Below are 23,432 nucleotides of genomic sequence, written 5' to 3'. Positions count from 1 at the left end.
CAGCTACGCTCCCACGCTGGGCATGGGAGCGAGGTTTTAAATCAAAGAACACAAAGAGTTGTCTTTGTGCTTCAAACAAAAGGCTTATCGGTATAACTGACGAGTCTCTGCTGTCACTTCGTATGCTTCAGAGACTTCCTTCAGGAACTCATCAGCCACCACCGCCAGTGCACGATAAAAACCACTTTCATCCGCTTCAGCCAGCAACTCCAGATAACGACCTGACCATGGCAGCAGATGAGTGCCCAGCAGTTCTACCACCGCATCGTCATTTTCCGTTTCCATAAAGTAAGCCATGGCCAGAATCATAAGGCCAAACTGATCTTCCGGCTCATTCAAATCCGTATCCAACTCAACCTGGTGTGAGATCAGAAACTTGCGATAAGCTTGAGCGGTTTCACCGAGCAGCAGGTTTTCTCTGTCCAGGTACACAGACCCCCAGGGTGGTGCAGCCATGGCACCCTGGCCTTCAAACAGCAGTGAGAATTGATACAACAGATTGACAGATTCAACAGAGCCCATATGATCTGCAGCATCCTCAATCAACGATGGATTCTGCCAGTCCAGAAGATCTGGCAGATCAGAAAGCTGAGAGATGACCCCCTTTGCTTCCTCAGAGTTTGGCGAATAGTAAAACAGGGTTCCCAGCATTCTGGGCAGAACGGCAACAGCAGACAACTCAGCGCTTCCTGAATATAGAACGTATGGATACCACTATAGTGGTGAGCTGTTTTCTTGAGTATATGGAGTAATACCGAAAAGGTTCAGCGAGTATGAACAATTACTCCCGGAACGCCTCGATAGCAACCACAAAAGGGTCAGCCTGATAACCAGTCCAGTAGTCTTCACCTTTTGCCTTAATCCCTTCTTCGGAAACCGGTAGATAAAGCACATTCACTTTGGCAAAACCTGCCTCTTCAAGGCATTGTGCAATGGTTTCAGTAGACCAGCAATAATCAGTAAAATGTACTTCAGTCTCACCCACCTGAATGGTCAATTCGAAGGGATCACCATCCTGAAGGTTTTCCACAGAGTCTACTTTTTTTCCATAGCAGTCATCCGGTGACAATGAATTCTCCTGTACTCGAGCATGACGCTCAGAATCCATGGCCAGCAGATAACTGTAACCGCCCGGTGACGTATGATAAGAGAGCGTTTCTGCCAGTTCCCTTAAATGACTAAGGCTGGCCAGCCGACAAGTCAGCCAGAAGGCAAAAACGGTAGAGAATGATCGATCCAGTCGCAATGACGTTGGATCCGCCTGCTTGAACTCAATACCAAGGCCACCAGACTCATTCAACTGTATCGCCCGATCCAGCATCGCCGGACACTGATCGACGCCCACCACATACTCTGCCCCTGCTACTAGGGCAAGGCGGGAAAAGAAACCTTCACTGCAACGCAGATCCAATACGGAATTCACCGGGTGCTTCATGAACACACTTTTTACATAAGGGGTGTAAATATATTTGGCAACGGGTGACTCAGCCACCGCAATGGCGTAATCATCAGGCGTGAAGAAATGACTCATGTTCGCAAACCCTTTTACTACCTGACCGTAAAGTATCGCAGAAATCTGAAATTTAGCCTGCTGAAGGCTGGAACCACAAAGAGCACAAAGCCCAATAAGAAAAGAATAACTTTTTGGTTCTCCTTACAGACAGTATCTTTGAATCATTAAGGCTCAAGGCCTCATGAAAAAAGAAAGTCTTTTCTTCGTGAACTTTGTGATCTCCGTGGTTCAAAACAGAAGGTTTGTCAGGCAGCTGGCTGAGCAGTTAGACTGACTCTATTTACGCATAGACTCTTCATGGCAAAAGCAAAATCCAGAAAAGCATACGTCTGTACCGAATGCGGCAGCGAAGCGGCCAAATGGCAGGGGCAGTGCCCAGACTGCAAGGCATGGAATACCTACAAAGAGGTTAACCTCGGTCCAGCAGCCTCTCCATCCATTGCCGCCAGCAACAAGGCCGGTTTTGCCGGTACCCTCTCTGAGCTGAAAACCCTCAGCGAAGTGGATGTTGAAGAAGCACCTCGCTTTTCCAGTGGCATGACAGAGTTTGACCGGGTGCTCGGTGGTGGTTTTGTCAAAGGCAGTGCCGTGCTGATTGGTGGTCACCCGGGTGCCGGTAAAAGTACCATCCTGCTACAGGTGCTCTGTCATGTTGCCCAGTCCATGAATGCCCTTTATGTCTCTGGTGAGGAGTCACTGCAGCAGATTGCCGCCCGTGCCCAGCGTTTGGGATTGCCCACTGATAACCTGAAAATGCTGGCGGAAACCTCGGCAGAAAATATCGTAGCGGTAGCCGAGCAGGAAAAACCTGGCATTATCGTTATTGACTCCATTCAGGTGATGTATATGAACGGGGTGGACTCCGTTCCCGGTGGCGTTGGTCAGGTGAAAGAGTCTGCGGCATTTCTGACACGTTATGCTAAACAGAGCGGCACCGTATTGTTGATTGTTGGCCATGTCACCAAAGACAACTCGCTGGCTGGTCCAATGACCTTGTCCCACATCATCGATACCCAGATCATGCTGGGCAATACTGATGATTCCCGCTTCCGAATGATGCGGGCCACCAAAAACCGTTTTGGTCAGGTGAACGAGCTGGGTATTTTCGCCATGACCGAAACGGGCATGAAAGAAGTGAAAAATCCGTCAGCCATCTTCCTGTCCAGAACCCAGGAAGCAACCTCGGGCAGTATCATTTCAGTACTGTGGGAAGGTACCCGCCCATTACTGGTCGAAATACAGGGTCTGGTGGTGGACTCTCAACTAGGAAACCCCCGTCGTGTGACGGTGGGTGTTGATCAAAACCGTTTAGCCATGCTGCTGGCCATCCTGACCCGCCATGGTGGCATTTTTACCAGTGACCAGGATGTGTTTCTTAATGTGGTGGGCGGTGTAAAGATCACAGAGACTAGTGCTGACCTGGCCAGCCTGCTGGCGGTGGTATCCAGCCTTCGGGATACCCCTTTACCACAGGATCTGATCGCCTTTGGTGAGGTTGGGCTGGCAGGAGAGATTCGTCCAGTGGCCAATGGTCAGGAGCGTCTGATCGAAGCGGCCAAACATGGCTTCAGCCGGGCCATTGTTCCAGCAGCCAATCAGCCAAGAAAGCCGATTCCAGGTCTGACAGTGATTGCGGTGAAAAAATTATCGGAAGCACTGGAAGCTATCTGATCACAAGAAAGGGCCGGAGAAATTCGGCCGTTTTCGCTATATAATCAGCCCCTCTTCCCAGCTTTTAACTAAGTCAGATAGCCAACACAAACAATACTTACCAAAAAATATCAAAATACATCATATTTCTATGGCTTTATCGTAAGCATTCAGTAAAATGTTCCGCATCGCTTAACCCCCCGCCGTTGTCGTTTGCCCAGGATAGGCAGTAAATCCAAGCGTAGTGTGGCGCTGAGACTATGGACGTCTAATCAAAGAGTACAATAATGAACAGGAACGATCTCTTCCGGAAATCGCTGCTAAGCACAGCGGTTGTGGCCGTTTTACACACCTATTCCATGGGCGCAGCAGCAGCCTGTATCCCAGAAAATGTTGATGGTGTTAATACAATTATCGTTGATGATGGCACCGACTGTGGTGACATTTCGATAACCACTCCCGATAACGTTAACCATATCGAAGTTGAAGGTATTGTCACCGGTGATATCACCAATGCCACTGACCTGAGTTTTCTGAAAATAGAAGCGGGTGACGTCGGAGAAGGCTGGATACAGGGAAGCGTTATCAATCAGGGTGATATCAGCCATCATGATGTGCACAAAGCCTCATTTAGTTTATCGGGTCCTAAAGAGCTGCTGACCGTGGATGGCGATGTACTCAATGCAGGCAGCGCCACTTACATGCAGGTTGAACATGCCGATATCGGCGGAGATATCATTAACAGTGGTCAACTCACTGATGACTTCCTGCTGGTTGACGACACCATTGTCTATGGAAGCGTCATCAACACCGAAAGCGGTACGATTGGCAGTGCTGAAAACTCAGTCTACGACGCCATTCTGCTAAATGATGCCGTCATTAAGGAAGGAGTCATTAATAATGGCACCATTACAGGGGAGAACTCCGGAATATTGATTTCCAAAAGTGAAATTACCGGCACACAGGAGATTGAAGGAGTTCTGGGCGCAGTAGTCAACAATGGTGACATTAACCTGGGCACCGGTGGTAAAGAGTATGCTGGACGGGGCATGTTCGGTATCCAGATCACCAACGCCATGCCTCTTGATGCACCCGGAGGGAGCGAAGATCAGGAGATAGCGACCTCAATTATCAGTGGCAGTGTTATAAACACTGGAAACATCACAGTCACAGATGGAGCCCCGGAAGAGCCACAGCTTCAGGATGACCGGTTCGGTGGTATCTATATTGGTAGCGAGTGGCGTGGAAAAGAAGATGATAGTGTTGCCGCTCACGTCAAAGGCAATGTCATCAACACAGGGACTATCGACGTTTCTGTAACCAATACCGATAGAGGAGAAACTTTCGGTATTCTGATTGAAAACGCCATTGTCGATGGGACGGTTGGTAATATAGGTATCGACAGCCTCATTACCACATCAAGAGAAGGCATCATTGTTGTGGATGGCTCCGATGTTGGCGATATCGTCAACGAGGGTACCATTACCGTCACTGAATTCTGGGATGGTATCTACGTAGACTCCTCCTCTGCGGCTAGCATCAGTAACAGTGGTTCTATCACAACCACCGCAGGTTCGGGCATTTATCTCGATGCTGCCGTGGTAGAAGGCACCATACGCAACGATGGTCAGATAACTGCCAATGGGGCCTACATTGAATACCCCGTGGGTGACTATGAGCCCGCATCAGAGTATCTCGATGGCAGTGGTATTTTTGTCTCGGCTTATGGCGAGTGTGACGAAGAATACGATGACTGCCCCATTACCCCATCCTATGTAGGCAGTATCATCAATGGTGAAAATGGCGTTATTAATGCCACCGAAGCAGGCATTGATATCGACCATTCAGTCATCGGCAGCATATCGAACCTGGGTAAAATCGTTGCTGACCGGGTAGGCATTTATGCCGAAAACGGCACCATTGAAGGCAATATAACTAACAGTGGCCTGATTGAAGCTGATGGAGATGGCATCTCGTTAATGGGAGTTGAGGCAACCGGTATCGTTAACCTTGGCTCCATTACTGCTCATAATGGCTTAGGTATATATTCCTCAGGCAGTAACCTCACCGATGGCATCTACAATGATGGTCAGATTACGTCGGATGGCCCCGGTATTATTGCCGTGAGCTACTCACCCGAAGAAACGGTTCAAGTCGGCTTCATCGCCAACGATGAAAATGGTGTCATTACGGCAGATTACGGGCCTGGCATTGGTGCCTTTGCAGTGATTGGGGAAAGCCTGGCCAACACCGGAACGATCAATGCAGAATCCGGAATCGTGGCCATGCTCAGTACTCTGACCGATGGGGTTGTCAATACAGGCACGATCAATGCTGATTGGGTGGGTATTCAGCTTGATACCACACAAGCCGGTACAGTTGCCAATCAGGGAACCATAAATGTCTCTGCCGACTACGGAGCTGCTATTGACATCCGTGGTAGCAAGTTGACCACAGGCGTTTACAACAACGGTACCCTCAATGCTAGTGAAGGCATTCTAGCTTCCGGCTATCCAGACTTTGGCCCAGTGCGCGCGGCAGAAGACCTTCCCCCACCTCCTCCCCCTCCGGGTCCAGTACCACTGGAGGAAACCGCCCCTTTATCCATTGGCTCTGTTGTCAATGACGAGGACGGTGTGATTAACGCAACCGCTGAAGATTCCTACGGTATCGGCCTTGAGTTTGTTGAGGTGGTGGGCCTGGGTAATGCCGGTATTATCAATGCCAGCTATGGCCTGAATGTTTATGAAAGTATTCTGACTGATGACATCGTCAACACCGGAACCATCAGTGCAAGCGACACGGGTATTGCCGTTGAGAACAGCCAGGTTAATGGCAATATTCTTAACGAAGGCTCAATCAATGGCGACTACCAGGGCATCCACATCAACGGCAAGCTGAGTGGGGACATCCTCAATACCGGCACCATCAGCTCGGATCAGGGTGCAGCGATCTACACCAGCTTTGGTGTTGATCATGATGGTTCTGTTGAAAACTATGGCTCAATTTCGGGTGGTAATGACGGTGAAACGGTCACTGCTATCGATTACAGAAATGCCTTTGCACCATTGACTCTGGTACAGAAAGCCGGACAGATCATCGGTAATATTTGGGGTAGCTCCGAAGATAGTGGCGACAGCGCGTATATCGATGGAGGCAACATCACCGGAGATCTGCACGATATCGAGGGGATTTATGTCGACGGTGTTACCACGCTGGATGGCAATATTTATGGTGCCGATTTCATCAATATTGAATCCAGTGGCAACCTGACAGTCTCCGGTGAAGCCCGCAGTTTTGAAGGCTATCTTAACCTGTATGGAGGTGCTCTCAGCCTGAATATCAGCAATGATACAAAACCTGAAGAAGCCATGTTGAGCACAGAAGGTGAAATCTACCTGAGCAGCGACAGCCGCCTGATTATCACCGCATCGCAAAACCTTGAGGTAAATCTGGACCCTGTTGATTATCTGGCACTGTCTGGTAGTGCGCTTTATAACAACGGTGTAACCGTAGAGTCCGGCTCTGCAATTATTACAGCCGAGCTGGCAGAAGTAACGGAAGACAGCCTCAGCGTTACTGTCGCTACCAACGACTTTGGTCAGGTTATTGAAAGTGTTGGCGCCACCGGTAACGAAGTTGAGGTTATCGATGCCTACATGCAGGAATACATCGCCAGCTCTGGTGGTGAATGTAATGCCATCTGTCAGGCCATTGAACAGGCAGAAACCGCGGAAGAACTGGCCGCCATTGCTGAAGAGATGGTGCCAGACTCCTCCGGCGTTGTCGGTGCCAGTCAGGCCGCCCAGAGCGAAACCCTGGGTGCCGTGTTCAAGCGTATTGCCGGTTTCCGCAGCAGCGTCAGCGGGGTCAGCTCTGGTGACAACATCGAGCCCGGCTCACTCTGGATGCAGGCCCTTGCGTCTGATGGTGACCAGGATGCGGTTCAGTATCAGGGCAATGACTTCGACGGTTACAGCTACCGCACCCGTGGCTTTACCATTGGTGCTGATGCCGACCTGAGCGACACCCTCACTGCAGGCCTGGCGGTGACCTACGGTGTCACCAAGTCCGATGTGGAAGGCAGCGCCAACCGCAGTGAAACCGACAGTTACCTGCTCACCGCGTACGGCAGCTGGCGTCAGCAGGACTACTTTATGGACAGCAGTATCGCCTTCGGTGTCAGCCGTTCCGATATTGAGCAATACACCGCCAACGTGAAGTCCACCGCCGACAGCGATGCCGCCCAGGTAGCCCTGCGTCTGGTCACTGGCCGAACCTTCGCCTTTAACGACAATGACACCATTGTTGAGCCACAGGTGGCCTTTAACTACAGCCGTGTGGATACCAACAACTACACCCTACAGCCACTGAATATGGAAGTGCTGGATCAGCGTATTGAAACGGTGGAACTGGGTGCCGGCCTGCGGGCAATGACTGCAATCGATACCAAACGCGGCCTGTTGATTCCAGAAGTGAACCTAATGGCCTGGCACGACTTTGCTGCCGACCGGGGTGATACCGCTGCCCGCTTCCTGACCGGTGCCGGTAACAGCTTTGTTACCACCGGTGCCAAGCCGGAACAGACCAACTATCAGGCGGGCCTGGGTGTGCAGTACTGGTTAAACAACAACGTCAGTCTGTCTGCCAACTACGACAGGAACTGGAACTCCAACTTCAGTGCCGATACCTGGCTGGCCAATATCCGTTATGATTTCTAAAAGCTAACGGCTAACGCTCTGCTAAACCGCAAACGCCCGCTTCTGCGGGCGTTTTCTATTGGGTAATCCGGTTTTATTGATATAAGACTATAGTCGTTTTAAAGAGTTGATCTGTACAATAGTTCAGCTTTATCAAGACACTCTGAGCTATCAGGAACCCTGCTCCCCCTGATGATTATATGATCAGGGCAAATCTACGGGCGGTAGCGTCTTTGCAGTTAGTCAAGATTTGTGAGTTACTTACCGATGCCCTGAACAACACAGGAACATCATTGTCTGTTGATTCATGGTGTCTATCACAGTGGCTCTTGTGATTTTCAGTCAGGGACAAAAGACTTACCTGGAGTATTACTCCGAGATATTGGAGATATATTATAAAAAGGCTTATTTATCAGACAGTTACTAAGCCTGCATGAAGGGTAATATATCTCACCTGAGTCCATAAGAAAGGTGAATCGGGGGTATATCTCATGTGAGTCCAATATCCAATATTACTCGTTTGAGTTCTAATACAATGTTAGCTACTAATAATGATCTACTTAATTCTAATTTCACCTTTGATAATTACGATTGTTTTGTCTGCACAGTATATGCACAAGCTTACGTTTCTAATGCAAATTAGGCATTACAAGTATTTACAGCCACCTACGGATAAAGAATTTTTTAAGACACCAAGTACGCTTTTAAATATATCTTCCTATTATGATGCTCGGGAGGGATGCATGAGCGGTATTTCTGAGTTACCATTTGATCTTGAAACTATCGCAAGAATTGGTGATGACGATATCGTGACTCTATGTAGAAAGAGGCGGGTAATCGCTAAATGCATGCCATTTGTTATTACTTTTACAATCTTGTGTATTCCTAGTTACTTTGTATATCAAATGCTAAGTATTAATAGCTAACAAGCCAAGCCAGTTCGCCAGCGCGCTGGCAGGACAAATTTCACGCTGCTTCGCATGATCTTGCCCCGATAAAACGGACACCTTGCTTAACCCAAAGCAAAGTAATTCAATGATTCGAATTAAAGAAAAACATCGCACATTTACCAATGCTTTTCGCATCATGGCTATTAAGCTGGAAGCATAAAGAGAATAGTGTGCAGAAGCATTTGATATGCAGTAGTTTAGGTTGATGTTGTTGTCAACACTACCTCCGCTAGGAACTATTCCAATTAATTTAAGTCAAAGAGGATAATCGATTTAAGCGAGATATTACTTGGTCGTTTGTTTGATTTATTAGGTTTTTATCTATTTTGCTTTATATGGTCGCAATGTAAACAGTTTGCATCAAGGAGGAAGTAAAACCATGAATACGGATAGTACATTGCTACAATCACCATCTTTATTCTTACAGAGAGGAACTACCCAAGATGATATCAAAATAGGTGGCAATCCCCTCAAATATGCTGTTAGTCATAGAGTTGCCCAAGATGATATCAAAGTAGGTGGAAGTAATTTTAAATATATGGCAGTTCACCAAATTGTTGTGATTGGTGGAGGTTATTCCGGTACAATCAGTGCTGCTAATAGTTTAAAGGCATCCTCTCAATACGGTGTACCGACAAAAGTCACAATATATGAGCGTGAAGCTGCTGCACAAAGGTGTGGTGGTCTGGCTTATGGGCGAGACAGTGCTCTGAAAGGACATTATCTCAATATACAGCCCCATCGCCTAACGATAGACCGCCAACATCCTGAAGACTGTGTGGAATATCTTAGCAAACTCCGAAGTTGCTCTGTAGAGTGTGTTAACAAACAAAATGACATCTCTCGTCATGAATATCAAAAGTATATCAGTCATTATCTCAATAAAGCTTTGGTGCATGCTCCACCTGGATCGGTTATTGATTGGAAACAGGAGCAAGTTGTAAATCTTAAGCCAGACGAAGGTCGTGTTCTTATTAAAACCAGCAACAGAGAAAAAGAGAGTGGGTACCATTCAGCTATAGTTGCCACAGGCATTCAACTGACGAAAAAACCTTTGGGTTTTATTAAGTCAACGTCTGAGAGATACATCCATTCCATTTACAACCCTCAATCCTACGAGCAAATCAAGAGCCTATCAGAAACCAGGCAGCCTCATGGCGATGCAGTCGTTATTGGTACAGGTTTAAGCGCATTTGACGCAGTAATTGCCCTTCGCTTTCAGGGCTTTAAAGGGAAAATTTACTGTATTTCAAGGGAGTGTAATATTCACTACCGCTATGATAAAGAACATTCCCATAAGGTAGGTAAAGCTAAACGTCCCGATTTTCTTGATCTGGTCAATAAGGAAACTAAGGCATCAGAAATTGAAGAGTGGGTGATTGAATACATTAAAAGAGAATTGAGGGATCGTACACTGCTTGCACCTGATGTAAATCAAGGCGTACATCTCGAAAATCTTATGAAAGGAGCTGAACCGTTCGTTTCTGAACTCGTTGCCAAGCTGAATCCGGAAACATCCAAGTACTTACTTCAAACCCATAAAAGTGCTATTGGAACTCATCGAGTTGGGGTTATTCCGAAGGTATATGATTTTGTACAGGGTCAGCAAGATTCTGGTCAGTGTGAATTTCTTAAAGATAATTTTGTTAGGGTTGAATGTGATTCTGACGGAGTTACTTATGAACTTGAGTCGTTTGGAGGAACTTCAAAGAAGTGTGCGGTACTGATTAATGCTACGGGTGATAATCAGACTTACAAGCCAGAACTAGTACAGGAGCTATGGGTGAATCTGCTTAAGAATAAATATGCTTCAAGTCACTTTCTGGGGGGGGTGAAAGTGGATAGTTTCGGAAGAATGATTTCCGAGAATGGAGAAACTGTAGATAATGTATACTTATCTGGCCCGATGACCTCAGGAGATGCTATAGAAAGACGGGGGCGTTTGGGAGCATTCCTGATTAATACTGGAGAGCTTCGCGACCGAAGTGAAGTCTCGGGGAAAAATGCGGTCTCAAAAAAACTTGGGGAACTTTTAGAAATCGCACAAAATGTACCTGATTCTTCAGGGGCTTATCAAAGAGCCAAGCAAAGAGTTATTAAACTGTAAACTGCAACAAATGAGGCGAATCAGCTAACAAATGGTTCCAGTTCGTTCCGGGGCTTCTCCTCTCCACCCGTTATCTCCCGCCCGTTTCAGTGGACACTCCTGAAAAAGGCATGATCACAATATTCTCAAAAATATTTGAGCGTGGTTTAGATTAACCACCAATAAATAATCCGCTGTAGCTCATCCCTTCGGATCAGTTTCATAGAAACTGTACCAAAGCAAAATCCACGTGTTTAACGTTATATTCCAACAATAATACGTACTATATGAAGGAGCTGTACATGAAATATATTACTGTGCTGGCCATTGCTTTAGCGTTGTTAACAGGCTGTAAAACGACTCAAGAACTGAAGCCTGTTTCTGAAATAAAGGCCGGGTTTTCCAGGGAAGGCTCTCTAGCGAATCAACAACTGATCTCGGACGCTACGGCAGGCTTACAAGAAATCACCGGAGCTCCAGTCAAAAGCGCCGATGTATTAAAGTTCGTTATTCAACAGCCTGTTGGAGACATTGGTTCTCGTACATGGCGGGAAATGTGGATTATGAAAACATCGGACAGCACAACCCAGTTTTTACTGACATTTAAAGAAGCGGGTTTAGATGCCGCTGATTTTGAAATAGCTACAACGGATAACGCGCTCAGTGATACTCAATGCCCTGACAATGTTGCCAAATTCCCCGTTGGGGAAACAACGTCAGAAGATGTTGTTTCATGCATGGGCAAACCACAGCATGAGGACTATAACCCCGATGGCCGCTTTGTCTACATTTATGACACCCCGCAAGAAATCATACTTAGCTATCTTTTCGGAGAAAATAAAAAGCTGATAAAAATTGCGGCTTATGAAAAAACTAACCACTAGAAATATATCCAACCTATTCACATTTATTCTTGGGTCAATTACCCTCAGCCTTTGCTTCAACTTCCGGCATAGCCTTTGTGAATTGATAGTGGATGAAATATTAAAATGATAATACCCACCCTCGAAACTGACCGCTTGATTCTCAGAGGCTTCAATGAACAGGACGTTGAACCCTACGCACAGATGTGTGCTGACCCGGAAGTCATGAAATACATAGGCACGGGCCAAACACTGTCCAGCGAAGAGTCCTGGAGAGGATTAGCGATGCTGATCGGCCACTGGGAACTCCGCAGGTTTGGTATGTGGGCCGTTGAGGAGAAATTATCGGGCCAGTTTGTCGGCAGAGTCGGGCTTTATAATCCAGAGGGATGGCCGGGCATTGAGGTTGGCTGGGCATTGGCAAGGGAGTACTGGGGTAAAGGTTATGCGACGGAAGCGGCACACCGTTCGGTTCAATGGGGGTTTGAGAATACCGGTGCGGACGCACTGATCAGCCTTATCATTCCCGAAAATACGGCGTCTATTAACGTTTCTGAGCGTATTGGTCAGCGCTTCTCCAAAGCAATCACCATCAAGGGAGTAAACGCCAACCTGTACAGCCTAAATAAGCAATCCACCAAATGATAAGGCAAAAGAGAAGCAAGGACTTTCAAGTTAGGGGACATTGTCGACGATGAAGGATTTCAGCACTCAAAGAATTGCTGTTTTTATGATGGATCTTCAATCGACAGAGGCCGAACGTTACGACATGGCGCTGAAGATTAGAGATATGTATTTCAATGTTGACCCAGATGTCATTGAAGACATTAAGTATGGCGGTCTTGTCTTTTCCAAAGGCCAGAAGTTGATAGGAGGCCTGTTCTTCTATCAATCCCACGCCTCTATTGAATTCAGTGAAGGCGCCAGCTTATCGGATCCAGATTCGGTGTTGGAAGGAAAGGGTAAACTACGCAGGCATATTAAGATTATGTCCTACCAGGATATACAAACCAAGAATGTCAGTTCCTATGTAAAAGAAGCGCTGGCACAACATAAAGCAGACTCATAATAGATAAAAGGCTTTTCTCAAAAAGCAGAAATCACATGAAATAACAATGAAAACAACAATGAAAACAACAATCAATAAATTCTTATTTGATGGGTATCTCTGGTGCGAGCGAAAACTGGCCGGCCTTAGCCCCAAACAGTTGGTCACATCCGACGGTACATTTGCTTACCTGGAAGGCGGTAAAGGTCAAACCATTCTTCTGCTGCATGGATTTGGCGCCAATAAAGACAACTGGAACAAACTGGCCAAATACCTGACCCGTGACTTCCATGTGATTGCCATTGATCTGCCGGGGTTTGGACACAGTCATCATGATCCAGAAGCCAGTTACGGATTAGCAGACCAGCTCACGCGGTTGCTGACCTTTGTTCAGCACAAACAGTTAACGAACGTTATGCTGGCGGGTAACTCTTACGGTGGCTATCTGGCGGCTAATTTTGCCGCACAACACCCTGAGCGGATCAGAACTCTGCTGCTGTTAAATCCACTGGGCGTAGCAAGTGCAAAACACAGTGAGGTGTTTAACTACATTGCTGCCGGTGGCCATAATGTATTGCTGCCGGGTAATCAGGAAGAATATGCGTTTTTATTGCAGAAGTGTTTTTATAAAGTGCCCTACCTGCCAGACTTTGCCATTGAGCAGTTAACCCGAGAAGCCACCAGCAACCCGTCGTTGAAGGAGAAGATTTTTTTTGCAACCCATGAACGGTCAGGCGACAACCTTATTTTTGAAGGCCCGCTGGAACAGGTGCTGAAAACCTACCCTGGCCCTACCGTGGTGTGCTGGGGAACTGAAGATAAGATTCTGCATGTGGATGGTGGCCGGGTGCTGAAGCGGGAGGTCGAACACATCAAGCTGGTTGAATTTGAGAAGATAGGCCATTTACCCATGCTGGAAGCTCCCGGAACAATGGCCAAAGAAATCTACAAAGCCCACCACGAAGCAAAAAAGCGTACTTAAGACTCCGAAAAGCCAAACCATAAGGAATGACATAGAAAAGAAAAGCGGGCTCTGATCTCCAATTAATCTAGCCTCACGGTCAGTTCCAGCTAGAACATGTGTAAGCAATGCCATCAGAGTCCAGCCATGAAAAACTGCTTGTATACACTGATCACCTGTTTTTTCGTTTTGTGTTTTCTGCAAACCAGTGCTGGTCATGAGCTAGACATCAGCACTCCTACACTCATGAAGCCTGAGCCATGGACTCCCAATACGTTACTTGTGTTTGGAGATAGCCTCTCAGACAGTCATGGAGATGACTTTCATTCGCCGGACTCAGCACTCTCTACGTTCAATCTGCTGAAAACCCTGAGAGGCGATTTCAACCTGCTGCTCGAAGAGCCACCTATTGATCTAAGCCAGTTTTTCTCCCGTGCCAGCAGCATCCGGAATATTGAACAAACATTCGAACTTTATCGTATAGAGCTTCAGGCAGAAAAACGCGAACAAAGCTTTATTGGACGGCTAGTGACAGGGCTGGAAGAACGTGTAGTAAATCAGCTGGAAGCACTGCTGACGAACATGCTGACCAGCCTTAAATTCATAGAGCAGAGGCTGGACAGCCATCTGCTGGTTGCGGTGAAACGCACTACCCGTTTTCTCCGAAAGGTTCAGCACTCCCATATTGCCAGCCTGATGCCCTCAATCAAAACAATCAGCAGGCTTCTGGCCAATAAGACCGAAGCCCTGGGAGAGATCATTAATGCAGATCTGGTCTCTATGATGCCAGCCGTGGCTGAAGATACCTTACTCTCGACTACTACACGGTTTGCAGACCAGATACCCCTGTTACCCGACATCGAGCACTACGAAAAAGGGAAATGGACCACTGGCCGGGATATGGATTTGATGTGGCCAGAGGTGCTGGTAAAGATGATGTCATTCCCGGAACAGCACACAGTCAACCTTGATAACCGGGCCATGGCTGGAAGCTGGATACTTTGCGCTGAAGGTAAGCTGGGCAGACCTGGTGCCTTCCTCCGTTCTGTGGAGGGAGTCATGGATGCCGCCGTCACACTCTTTCAGGGCAGCCTTATCCCCCCCTGCGAGGGTCTGATTGTTCAGTCTTACCTGGGTGAGCGCAGGAGCAAGGTCAATAAACACACATCTGACCCGCTGATCTCGCCAGACACACTGGTTGTCTTTTTTAATGGGGGTAATGATTTCCTGAATAACTGGCACGACCCTGACGATATTGCCCAGGAACAGGCACAGGATATTTACAATGTGCTACAGGCGGGAGCCCAGCGGGTTATTGTCTTTGTACTGCCCGATATCACGGCCGCCCCCAGGTTTCTTAACTCCCCGGAACGACAGGAGTTGCATGAAAAGTGGCGGGTATATAATGCCAGCCTCAGTATGAGAATTAACCTGTTAAGGGAAACCTTTCCACAGCACTCTGGCTATCGTGTCATGAAAATCGATGGCGAAGAAGTGTTTGGAACGCTGCGAAACGATCCGCAATGGGATTTCGAGCACCCTATTCTGAATATTCCGATACCCGGTATGGACGATGCTGAAGAGGTTGAAAAAGAGCGCCAGGCCCGCATCGCAGAAAAACGTAAAGAGGCTGAACAGCAGCACAACATTGTGACTCAGGAACTGCTAAGTAATGCGGCATTTGATGACAGCTGGCAACCCATCCGCGACCATTTCTCTCAGGTAACTCCGGGTAAAACCGCATTTTACAGCGACAGCGTACACCCAAGTGCTGAGGCTCATTACGCGATTGCAGAGCAGACCTGTCAGATTCTGGCCGAACGCTTTAACATTCCCTGCGATACTCACCATTATTCAAAAGAGCAGGCCATAAAAGAAGCTCAACTCCGTAAACACAACGCAGGCTAGTTATGGTATGTCCGGGGGCGTTCGGGAGAGTGAGTACCGGCTTAACAGTGCCCCCTTTCAGCCCTCCTTTTTGCATACCTGCATCAACCAGCCTCAGTCGGCAGCAGCTATCCTTACCAGACTTACGTAGTTTAGGCTTGAACATGAAAAAAGGTCATCACTATACGATCAGCCCGTTGAGTTTAATTTTATCAGCCACGATGAAATATTCGGCATACTGAAAAAGTTGAAACAACGGCCAGATATCGAACCAGGGACTGCTGAACAGTTAGGGCTAGGTATCAAACTGTTTGGTGGCGTCCTGTTACAGCACCGAAACTCGGAACTGTTTTCAACGCTGGCTCCTCATTTCGCCGATTTTATGAAAGCGCTGAAAAAGTTCGGATAACGTTATTTCTGCCTGAACCAGCCCGCTAATCAACAAAACCACTTTATGTAGCTCTACAGTGGCAGGGGGAAACCTATCCTGATAGTCGGACTCATAACCACCGGCAATCAGAATGAAAGCCCACTCAAAGCAGGCCGCTGAATTATTACTGGAGAATATCTATTGTGCACTGGGAACATCATCGCTGGACGGTTCTCCATGGGTAAGCCCGGTTTATTACTCTCTCAACGAGAGTGCTGACATATTCTGGGCTTCCAGCGTTACCTCAACTCACTCAAACCTTATTGCAGCCAACCCCAGAACATTCATCTCAATTTTTGACTCCACCTGTCCCCCCAGAACAGCAACAGGATTATATCTGCTTGGCAAAGCAGGTCAGTTCATCGATGCATGCCTCTCTGAGGTCGTCACCCGACACTTTCAACGCATCAATGAACACAGCCAGCTGAGCGGCGGGGATTTCCTGTTCGATGCGCCCGAACGTCTGTATTGTTTTAAGCCGGAAAAAGCATGGGTACTGGATAAGCCAGAAATGATTCAGGGCCATCAGATAGACCAGAAGACTTCAGTGCCCATTACCGAAGTTCAGAAAGCACTGAGTGACATTGCTGAAGTACGAATGGATCAATGCTTCAAGCCAATGGCTTTCATAGCTTCCTGAGACCACGAGGGTATTAGAATCAAGACCAGGCCGTCAATCCACATCCAAGAAAGGAAAGGCCTTGACCCAATCCTACCGGGCATGTGATCTTTTTGTCCCAGACAAGTAAAAACACTCAGGAAATGTTTTAATGGACTCTGAAAAAACAAACATCGAAGAACAGCTGAAAGCCGTAGAAAAAAAGTTAATGTTGACGCAGCTAGCGGATGCTCCGGCCATGATTGTTATCGGATTAGGCATGTTTGCCAAATTCGGAGAGTCCCCTGAGTCGCTGCACCCATGGCTTGGTAACACTCTGATTGTTGACTCTTCGCTGGCTGTTGCCATTCCCGTAGCTATTTTCTGCGCGTTTCAGTCGTTCAGGCTGATGAAAAAAGTCAATGCGTTAAAGAAGCAGCTTCATGGATAAAAAAGCCTGAGTCAGATTATTTATGGTTAATTACGCTTATTAGCGCGATTGTTTCTTCACCTTTAAGCCCTGCTCATTGTAGAGCGGTGAGGTCTTGTAACTTCCGAATAACTACGGCTACCAGACTCATCCACAGTACCTACAGCTTGCAGCGGAACACCTTCCTCTATCGCCTGCTGATTCGCTACTGATTCAGTCGAGTCCTGTTGCCTTCCAGAGCAGAGCCATGAACAGCATGATGAGATCATTCTACATATCTGCTCTCTTTTAAAAAATCCAGCAGTACCAAAAATACTCAAAAATCCCAAAAGAGACCCGCCCGCTGCAGCTTGCTCCTGGGTAATGGTATTTTCCAGCTCCGCGCTAAGGGTAGCGACCAGTGATTGATCAGCTTCATTCTGTGCAATTTGTTCAAGGGCATTTTCCAGCTCTGTGCGCAGAGAAGCTTCATTATTTGCAGTATTTTTCAGTTCGGTTCTGAGAGTCGTGAGCTTTGATTGAAGTACTTTATTATCTGCCTTTAGCTGGGAAGAGGTATTCTGTAATTGCTGCAAAGTCACATTCAAGTATCTTTTTTCATCAATGTGATTCTTACAGGACACGTCCACCCTTCCATCAAACCTGCCTTGCAGGTAGGCCGCTTTTTCAGAATTAGCTACTACCTCAGCTTGACAGGCAGTCAATGCACTGTAGCAGTTCGAGATAAGTTTCAAATCTTGCTCACAGTAGATCGTTTGCTCAAAATTTGGTGCTAAGGCTGGAATCCGCAAATTTGTCCCATTGTTTGCAAAGGCAACAGGCGCCGTGAGTATCACGAATCGAGTTAACTGCTGAGCCCATTTGGGACTCTCACAAGAAGAGTACATTCTTTTACGTCCATTACACCCATGAACATTACGATGCCTCAAGCGACCATCTGATAGCTCTGCTCTACTGGGATCAGACTGGTTGTTATGAGAAGCCGTAGGAACAGAAAAACTCTTATTTATTTCAACCATAAGAAGACCTTTAATAAGAGAAAATCCATGTTCGTATTTAAAGAGAGCTTTGTTTCCATGTTTTTTGTAAAACTGGAAATAAGACTTATTTATCTTAAAAAAGTTTCAAGTCAGGTTTATTTTATGCCCACTCATAATTAAATAATAAATCTGGCTTTATGCTTACAGCCCAACCATCCAGCAACAGGCAATTAGAAGGCGTAACCTGAATATCTGCCTATCGTCACAGCCCTGATTCATATGGTCTATATTAAACCCACAAACGTTCCAACTCTTCTGTTTATCCCTACCCTGAAGCGATACCGGATGCATTATGGAATTCAAAGACTATTACAAGATTCTGGGTGTTGATTCTGATGCTGATAAGAAAACGATAAAGAACGCCTATCGAAAACTGGCCAGGAAGTACCACCCGGATGTCAGTGACCACCATGATGCTGAAAACCAGTTCAAGGAGGTTGCTGAAGCCTATGAAGTACTGAAAGACGACGCGAAACGTGCAGAGTACGATGAAATTCGTCAGTACGGAGGGTCTCAGCAAGGTTTTCGTCCACCTCCCGGCTGGGAACCTTCCGGGTCCTGGGACAACAGTGGTCGCCATTTCCAGGGGGACTTTTCAGACTTCTTTTCGTCTATTTTTGGCACAGGCTCTGACTCCCGAGCCAGTGATTTTGGACAGCGAAGGGCTTATAGCCAGCGAGGACAGGATATTGAAACCGAGATGCCCATTTTTCTTGAAGACACCCTCTCGGAAGAGTCCAAAACCATCTCCTACAGCCTGCCCCATTATGATGAGCATGGACACGTTACCGAGGTGAGTAAAACCCTCAAGGTAAAAATCCCCCCTGGCGTAACCGATGGTGAGCTTATCCGATTGAAAGGTCAGGGAGCACCGGGTGTTGGTGATGGTGGCAGCGGTGACCTGTATTTGCGAATCAGGCTGGTACCTCACCCACTCTTTGATGTGGAAGGGCATAACCTGATCATTACCCTTCCCCTCGCTCCCTGGGAGGCAGCGCTTGGTGCTAAGGTGACGCTGCCAACACTGTCGGGCAAAATCAACTTAACCATTCCTGCCAACAGTCAGAGCGGTCAGCGCCTGCGTGTGAAAGGCAAAGGCCTGCCCGGGAAACAGGTACAGGGCGATCTTTATGCGGTGTTAAAAGTCGTTATGCCAAAAAGCAACGATTCCCTAAAGGAGCAGTGGCAACAGCTCGCAGAACAGGCTCCCTTCGATCCGCGAGCCGAGTGGAGTGAAGCCTCATGAACGATATACAGACCACCTACCTGAGTTTCACTGAAGTCTGTCTGCAAACCGGTGTAGCAGAAGAGACGATCATCGAAATTATTGAGCAGGGGATTGTCGAGCCTGTGGGTACTTCGCGCGGCGAATGGCGATTCAGTCCGGCCATGGTGCTACTGACCAGAAAAGCGGTACGCCTGCACGATGACCTTGATGTGGACTGGCCGGGCATAGCACTGGCTATTGAGTTACTGGAAAAACTGGATCAACTTCGGCAAGAGAACCGCCACCTTAAGCAGCGCCTGGGCCGCTTTATGTCTGGTTAGTATCACCATCAGCCCTGACACCACTATCTTGCTGGCCGCCCTGCCAGCAGGTAGTTCCCATTACACTTCTCCAGGACATAACATAGAGCGACGCAGGGTCCAAAGGGCCTGCCATTATTTGCGTCATACGACCCTGTGCTTCTCCGAAAGAACACTGTCCTCAGTCAGCAAAATAAATACAATCAATTGATTTTTAAAGAAAAAAACCACAAACACTCAAAAAATAGTACTAACGTATAATTTTAAAAGAGTCCATTACGTGAATAATGTTGGTCATAACATCAGTGGAATGCCTGCATAGCAGGCAAATCCCACTGCTGATTACCAAGGATAGCTGGTTGCAGGGAGAGCCTATGTTGAATAGTGTGAAAACCTTTTTACCAAAAGTCTCAGGGCTCGCTCGCCAACTGCCGAAAAAAGGGGTTTCAAACTCATATTTTAATCAGCGACCAGTGAGCCAGTTTGCTGCCAGACAGCGCTATACCGCTCAACTGGTATCCCCCCCTGCCAGTTTTGAGCGTAACCGCTTGACCTCTCAGACTGGTATTGCTCAGGCCATCATGCCTGTATCAGCGAGTGTCCAGCCTGGTATTCGAAATAGAAATCAGGGTTTATTCGGTGGCACTTCATCTGTGATCGCTTCTGGCAACCCAACGTCTGGCCCTGCGGCTCCAACCCCAAGACCGTTACAGCAGGCCGTAGCCAACCAGAATATATCTGCCCGAAATAACCATCTGATGGATGCCCCAATTCCAGATTCTGTGATCCAGGAAAGTATAAGAACTCATGCGCAGGAAGAGAGAAAGCGGGCCGCCGACGCTCAGGCCAGAGCAGATGCATTAAACCCGCAGCTGCAACGGGATATTGCTATTGCCATTGAGGCAAGCCAAAAAACACTGCAGGCTGAAAATGCCAGGTCAGCATCTCAAGCAGCAATCCTCAATTCAGGTAACTGTTCCCTGGCTAAAGCGCTGCAACAAAGCAATCAGCAATACCTTATGGAACAGCAGGCTATAGCACGTCAGAAATCGGCCGTGGCCAACATGCTTGCCGAATTCGGTTATCGCTTCCAGGATGTACCCCGGGATGGAAACTGCTTTTACCATGCTCTATGTACTCACAATATATCTCCCGAAACACTTGCAAGAATTCCAGATTCAGTGAGAAGAGAGCTTGCGTATGACATGAGACTTGGTACTGCACAAAGAGCGAAAGCATTCCATTCACACTATCGCTACTCCATCGGTTCTGAATTTGAAGCTGGACTTTACTACAGGCTGGGTGAAGGTAATGAACTGCAAGATATTAGTAAGGAAGGCTATTTCGCTAATGTTGATGATATTTCCTTTGCAGCCCAGATTATCGAAAGGCCTATGATGGTCATTAATCGGTTCGGTAAAACTCTACTTGCCGTGGATAAAAAAGGAAAACCTCAACTGGGCATACACTCTCTCGAAAATGCTTACAGACTAAATCTGACAGACAGCTTTGGGCGTACTGTTCAACCAATGATCATGATTCTGGATCAGGCGATAGAGGATAAGCCCGAAAGTAATCACTTTATGCTTGCAACCCGATAGTCTTAGTCAGGCTCTGGCCCTGCTGATAAATGCAACCCTTAAGGGAAGTGTCAGCAGGGTACTCAGCAACAATGCAATCAATACACTGTACACCAGATCATTTATTGAAAGTGGAATACCCGGCTTAAAATTAACCAGTACTTTTTCCAGCGTTTTCCATTGCGTCGGAGAGCTGATGAACCAGGCCCGCTCAAAGTAATTACCATGAATCAAGGTAGACAGGGTCTGATTAAGCTTATCAAACTCCATTAATGTCTGCTTCTTCTGCCGGGCATCGTCTTTTATCACTGCATTCGGGTTTTGCAAAAGATCATTAATCATGGCGTACTCATCGGGGTATCCATGCCTGACAGCATTGCTTCTGAAACCCTCAACCTGATGTTTTGTCGCTTCGTAGTAACCACTCAGATACTGCACATAGTGGTCAGACAACACGGGCACCTGCAATACGATCAGCAGTATGCCCCCAAACAGTAGTTTATCCAGTAAGTTGACGATCAAGCTTGCTCCTGTTGATCCATTGGATAATGATTTACTCCATTTCTTTCATCTTATTATATCCACCAGCTGCCGCAAGGAATCGGAGCAATTTAGCCACCCTTTCTTTGCAAGCTCGATCAAACCAATGGTTTCTATGGAATTGATAACTCAACAGCTTCTTCTTCGCCCATTCCAAAAGGCTGATGTCGAACCTCTATTCCAGATTCAGCGGGACCAGGAAGCAATGCAATTCACATTTAACGTGCAAAATATGGAAGAATCCGAGCATTATCTCACCACTCATGCTGAACAGAGGGATATTGTAGGCTTCGCGCCCTGGACGGTTTGCCTTAAAGAGGACAAAACCGTGATTGGCTGGGGTGGCTTGATGGAAGACCCTTTCGACCCAGGCTACGGCCCTGAAGTCGCCTATTTTTTCAACAAAGGTTACTGGGGAAAAGGTTTGGGCACAGAACTGGTTAAAGCATCAATTGACTATGGCTTTCGACAGTTGAAACTTGATGTTATCGGGGCCTTTGCCCGCCCTGAGAATCAGGCATCCATTCGGGTTCTGGAAAAGTGTGGATTCAGTTATAAAAGCTACAACACCATCATTGAGCGAAACTACTATCAGATCACATCTGACACCATTCGCCCAAATTGATGCAATAGACCACAAAAGGGCAAAAATCATTCAATCTGCTACCTTTGTTCTTTCTACCGTTCAGGCTCTGTAAATCGAAAGAACAAAGGCCATATCCCAATGTCAGGACTTGCCCAATCCTTTTCAGGTAGTGTGCCTGAAAACTACGACAAGCTGATTTTTCCAAGATTTCTTCAGCCCTTCGCAGAAGAGATGGCCATTCGGCTGAAAAGAACTGTTCCCAGAGATATTCTTGAAACGGCAGCTGGCACTGGTGCCGGTTCACAGATCTTGCAGCAGAATCTGGAGTCAGGCTCGTTATATACAGTTTCAGATATCAGTGAGGATATGCTAAGCATGGCCCGGGAAAAGCTGGGTAGTATAACCGGGGTTCATTTTGATCTGGCGGATGCCTGCATCCTGCCTTACGACAATGAGGCCTTTGATGCTGTGGTCAGCCTGTTCGGCTTGATGTATTTCGACGATAAACAGACTGCACTCAGGGAAGCCCACAGAGTTCTTAAACCCAATGGCAAACTGCTGTTCAGTGTCTGGGACACACTTGAAAAGAACACACTCAGTTTTCATTTTTATAATAAAGCTGCCCGCTACTTTGATGGCAATTTACCTCAATTTCACAAGCTTCCTCATAATTGTGCCAGCCTGGACTATCTAAAAACAGAGCTGGAAGCAGCTGGCTTTATGGGCATTCAGATTTCGGTCGTACAAAAAAAGACGGCTAACTGCTCAGCCAATGAAGCCGCTACAAGCATCATCACGGGGACACCGGTATTTTTCGAGTTTCAGGAAAAAGGCCTGAGTCACAGTCAGATAATCAAGGAGATGACTGAGGAGCTACAAGCCGTTTTTGGTGATGATCTCAGTGGCCTGACACGACAGGCTCTTTTCATTGAGGCAAGTAAGTACTGACACCGAATTAGGCAAAAGAGTGTTATCTGCTAATTCATATTTTTCACCACAAAGACACACAAAAAAAATCCTTCTTGTGTCTCTGTACCTTTGTG

General features: G+C 47.1%; 20 protein-coding genes and 1 pseudogene. 16 read left to right on the top strand and 5 right to left on the bottom strand.

Going from position 1 to position 23,432, the window contains the following annotated elements; translation table 11 throughout:
- Positions 1-84 precede the first annotated feature (84 nt).
- Together GV64_RS06820 and GV64_RS06815 are read right to left on the bottom strand one after the other, a co-directional pair.
- Positions 85-678 (bottom strand): molecular chaperone TorD family protein, encoded by a 594-nt coding sequence (locus tag GV64_RS06820; RefSeq protein ID WP_020580857.1) that lies wholly within the window; start codon positions 676-678, stop codon positions 85-87.
- Between the two features lie 103 nt (positions 679-781).
- Positions 782-1,531: a class I SAM-dependent methyltransferase gene (locus GV64_RS06815; RefSeq protein WP_020580858.1), complete on the bottom strand. Its 750-nt coding sequence runs from the start codon at positions 1,529-1,531 to the stop codon at positions 782-784.
- Between the two features lie 279 nt (positions 1,532-1,810).
- Between GV64_RS06815 and radA the strand changes: the two genes are divergently transcribed.
- The 11 genes and pseudogenes from radA to GV64_RS06760 all read left to right on the top strand — a co-directional run bounded on the left by radA (position 1,811) and on the right by GV64_RS06760 (position 17,137).
- A complete protein-coding gene (gene radA / locus GV64_RS06810; protein WP_020580861.1) occupies positions 1,811-3,184 on the top strand; it encodes a DNA repair protein RadA in 1,374 nt (457 codons plus the stop codon).
- Between the two features lie 266 nt (positions 3,185-3,450).
- Positions 3,451-7,884, top strand: coding sequence for an autotransporter outer membrane beta-barrel domain-containing protein (locus tag GV64_RS06805; RefSeq protein WP_020580862.1), 4,434 nt, complete (start codon positions 3,451-3,453; stop codon positions 7,882-7,884).
- 1,308 nt (positions 7,885-9,192) lie between these two features.
- Positions 9,193-10,920, top strand: a complete 1,728-nt coding sequence (locus tag GV64_RS06800; protein ID WP_020580863.1) for an FAD/NAD(P)-binding protein — start codon at positions 9,193-9,195, stop codon at positions 10,918-10,920.
- 281 nt (positions 10,921-11,201) lie between these two features.
- Positions 11,202-11,783 (top strand): hypothetical protein, encoded by a 582-nt coding sequence (locus GV64_RS23660; protein WP_020580864.1) that lies wholly within the window; start codon positions 11,202-11,204, stop codon positions 11,781-11,783.
- Between the two features lie 105 nt (positions 11,784-11,888).
- Complete coding sequence (locus tag GV64_RS06790) at positions 11,889-12,407, top strand: GNAT family N-acetyltransferase (RefSeq protein ID WP_020580865.1); 519 nt, start codon at positions 11,889-11,891, stop codon at positions 12,405-12,407.
- Positions 12,408-12,456: 49 nt separating this feature from the next.
- Positions 12,457-12,831 carry a DUF1801 domain-containing protein gene (locus tag GV64_RS06785; RefSeq protein ID WP_020580866.1) on the top strand — a complete coding sequence of 125 codons (375 nt, stop codon included), beginning with the start codon at positions 12,457-12,459 and terminating at the stop codon, positions 12,829-12,831.
- Between the two features lie 58 nt (positions 12,832-12,889).
- Positions 12,890-13,792: an alpha/beta fold hydrolase gene (locus GV64_RS06780; RefSeq protein WP_157236887.1), complete on the top strand. Its 903-nt coding sequence runs from the start codon at positions 12,890-12,892 to the stop codon at positions 13,790-13,792.
- Positions 13,793-13,918: 126 nt separating this feature from the next.
- A complete protein-coding gene (locus GV64_RS06775; RefSeq protein WP_020580868.1) occupies positions 13,919-15,679 on the top strand; it encodes an SGNH/GDSL hydrolase family protein in 1,761 nt (586 codons plus the stop codon).
- 148 nt (positions 15,680-15,827) lie between these two features.
- Positions 15,828-16,067: pseudogene (locus GV64_RS26230) on the top strand (DUF3861 family protein); the annotation flags it as partial.
- A 112-nt stretch (positions 16,068-16,179) separates the two neighbouring features.
- Positions 16,180-16,728 carry a pyridoxamine 5'-phosphate oxidase family protein gene (locus GV64_RS23655; RefSeq protein ID WP_020580870.1) on the top strand — a complete coding sequence of 183 codons (549 nt, stop codon included), beginning with the start codon at positions 16,180-16,182 and terminating at the stop codon, positions 16,726-16,728.
- Between the two features lie 130 nt (positions 16,729-16,858).
- Entirely contained in the window at positions 16,859-17,137 is a 279-nt protein-coding gene (locus tag GV64_RS06760; RefSeq protein WP_020580871.1) for a hypothetical protein, read from the top strand.
- Positions 17,138-17,199: 62 nt separating this feature from the next.
- Here the strand turns inward: GV64_RS06760 and GV64_RS24635 are convergent, their stop codons facing one another.
- Positions 17,200-17,739 (bottom strand): hypothetical protein, encoded by a 540-nt coding sequence (locus tag GV64_RS24635; RefSeq protein ID WP_152553949.1) that lies wholly within the window; start codon positions 17,737-17,739, stop codon positions 17,200-17,202.
- Positions 17,740-18,448: 709 nt separating this feature from the next.
- Between GV64_RS24635 and cbpA the strand changes: the two genes are divergently transcribed.
- Together cbpA and GV64_RS06745 are read left to right on the top strand one after the other, a co-directional pair.
- On the top strand, positions 18,449-19,402 hold the full coding sequence (gene cbpA / locus GV64_RS06750) for a curved DNA-binding protein (protein WP_020580874.1): 954 nt from the start codon (positions 18,449-18,451) through the stop codon (positions 19,400-19,402).
- On the top strand, positions 19,399-19,704 hold the full coding sequence (locus GV64_RS06745) for a chaperone modulator CbpM (RefSeq protein WP_020580875.1): 306 nt from the start codon (positions 19,399-19,401) through the stop codon (positions 19,702-19,704). The genes cbpA and GV64_RS06745 overlap by 4 nt, the downstream gene beginning before the upstream one ends.
- On the opposite strand, the gene GV64_RS25205 is transcribed toward GV64_RS06745, so the two are convergent.
- Complete coding sequence (locus tag GV64_RS25205) at positions 19,691-19,831, bottom strand: hypothetical protein (RefSeq protein WP_157236889.1); 141 nt, start codon at positions 19,829-19,831, stop codon at positions 19,691-19,693. The two genes, GV64_RS06745 and GV64_RS25205, sit on opposite strands and share 14 nt — an antisense overlap.
- Before the next feature lie 226 nt (positions 19,832-20,057).
- On the opposite strand from GV64_RS25205, the gene GV64_RS06740 reads away from it, so the two are divergent.
- Positions 20,058-21,284, top strand: a complete 1,227-nt coding sequence (locus GV64_RS06740) for an OTU domain-containing protein (protein WP_020580877.1) — start codon at positions 20,058-20,060, stop codon at positions 21,282-21,284.
- Positions 21,285-21,290: 6 nt separating this feature from the next.
- Here the strand turns inward: GV64_RS06740 and GV64_RS06735 are convergent, their stop codons facing one another.
- Complete coding sequence (locus tag GV64_RS06735; RefSeq protein WP_020580878.1) at positions 21,291-21,785, bottom strand: DUF2937 family protein; 495 nt, start codon at positions 21,783-21,785, stop codon at positions 21,291-21,293.
- Between GV64_RS06735 and GV64_RS06730 the strand changes: the two genes are divergently transcribed.
- On the top strand, positions 21,745-22,428 hold the full coding sequence (locus GV64_RS06730; RefSeq protein ID WP_081622019.1) for a GNAT family N-acetyltransferase: 684 nt from the start codon (positions 21,745-21,747) through the stop codon (positions 22,426-22,428). The two genes, GV64_RS06735 and GV64_RS06730, sit on opposite strands and share 41 nt — an antisense overlap.
- 99 nt (positions 22,429-22,527) lie before the next feature.
- Positions 22,528-23,337: a class I SAM-dependent methyltransferase gene (locus tag GV64_RS06725; protein WP_020580880.1), complete on the top strand. Its 810-nt coding sequence runs from the start codon at positions 22,528-22,530 to the stop codon at positions 23,335-23,337.
- The last annotated feature ends 95 nt before the right edge of the window (positions 23,338-23,432 follow it).

The sequence above is a fragment of the Endozoicomonas elysicola genome (assembly GCF_000710775.1).
Taxonomy (GTDB): Bacteria; Pseudomonadota; Gammaproteobacteria; order Pseudomonadales; family Endozoicomonadaceae; genus Endozoicomonas; species Endozoicomonas elysicola.
Note: the sequence above shows the minus strand (reverse complement) of the source record. Positions and strands in the feature narration are given on the sequence as shown.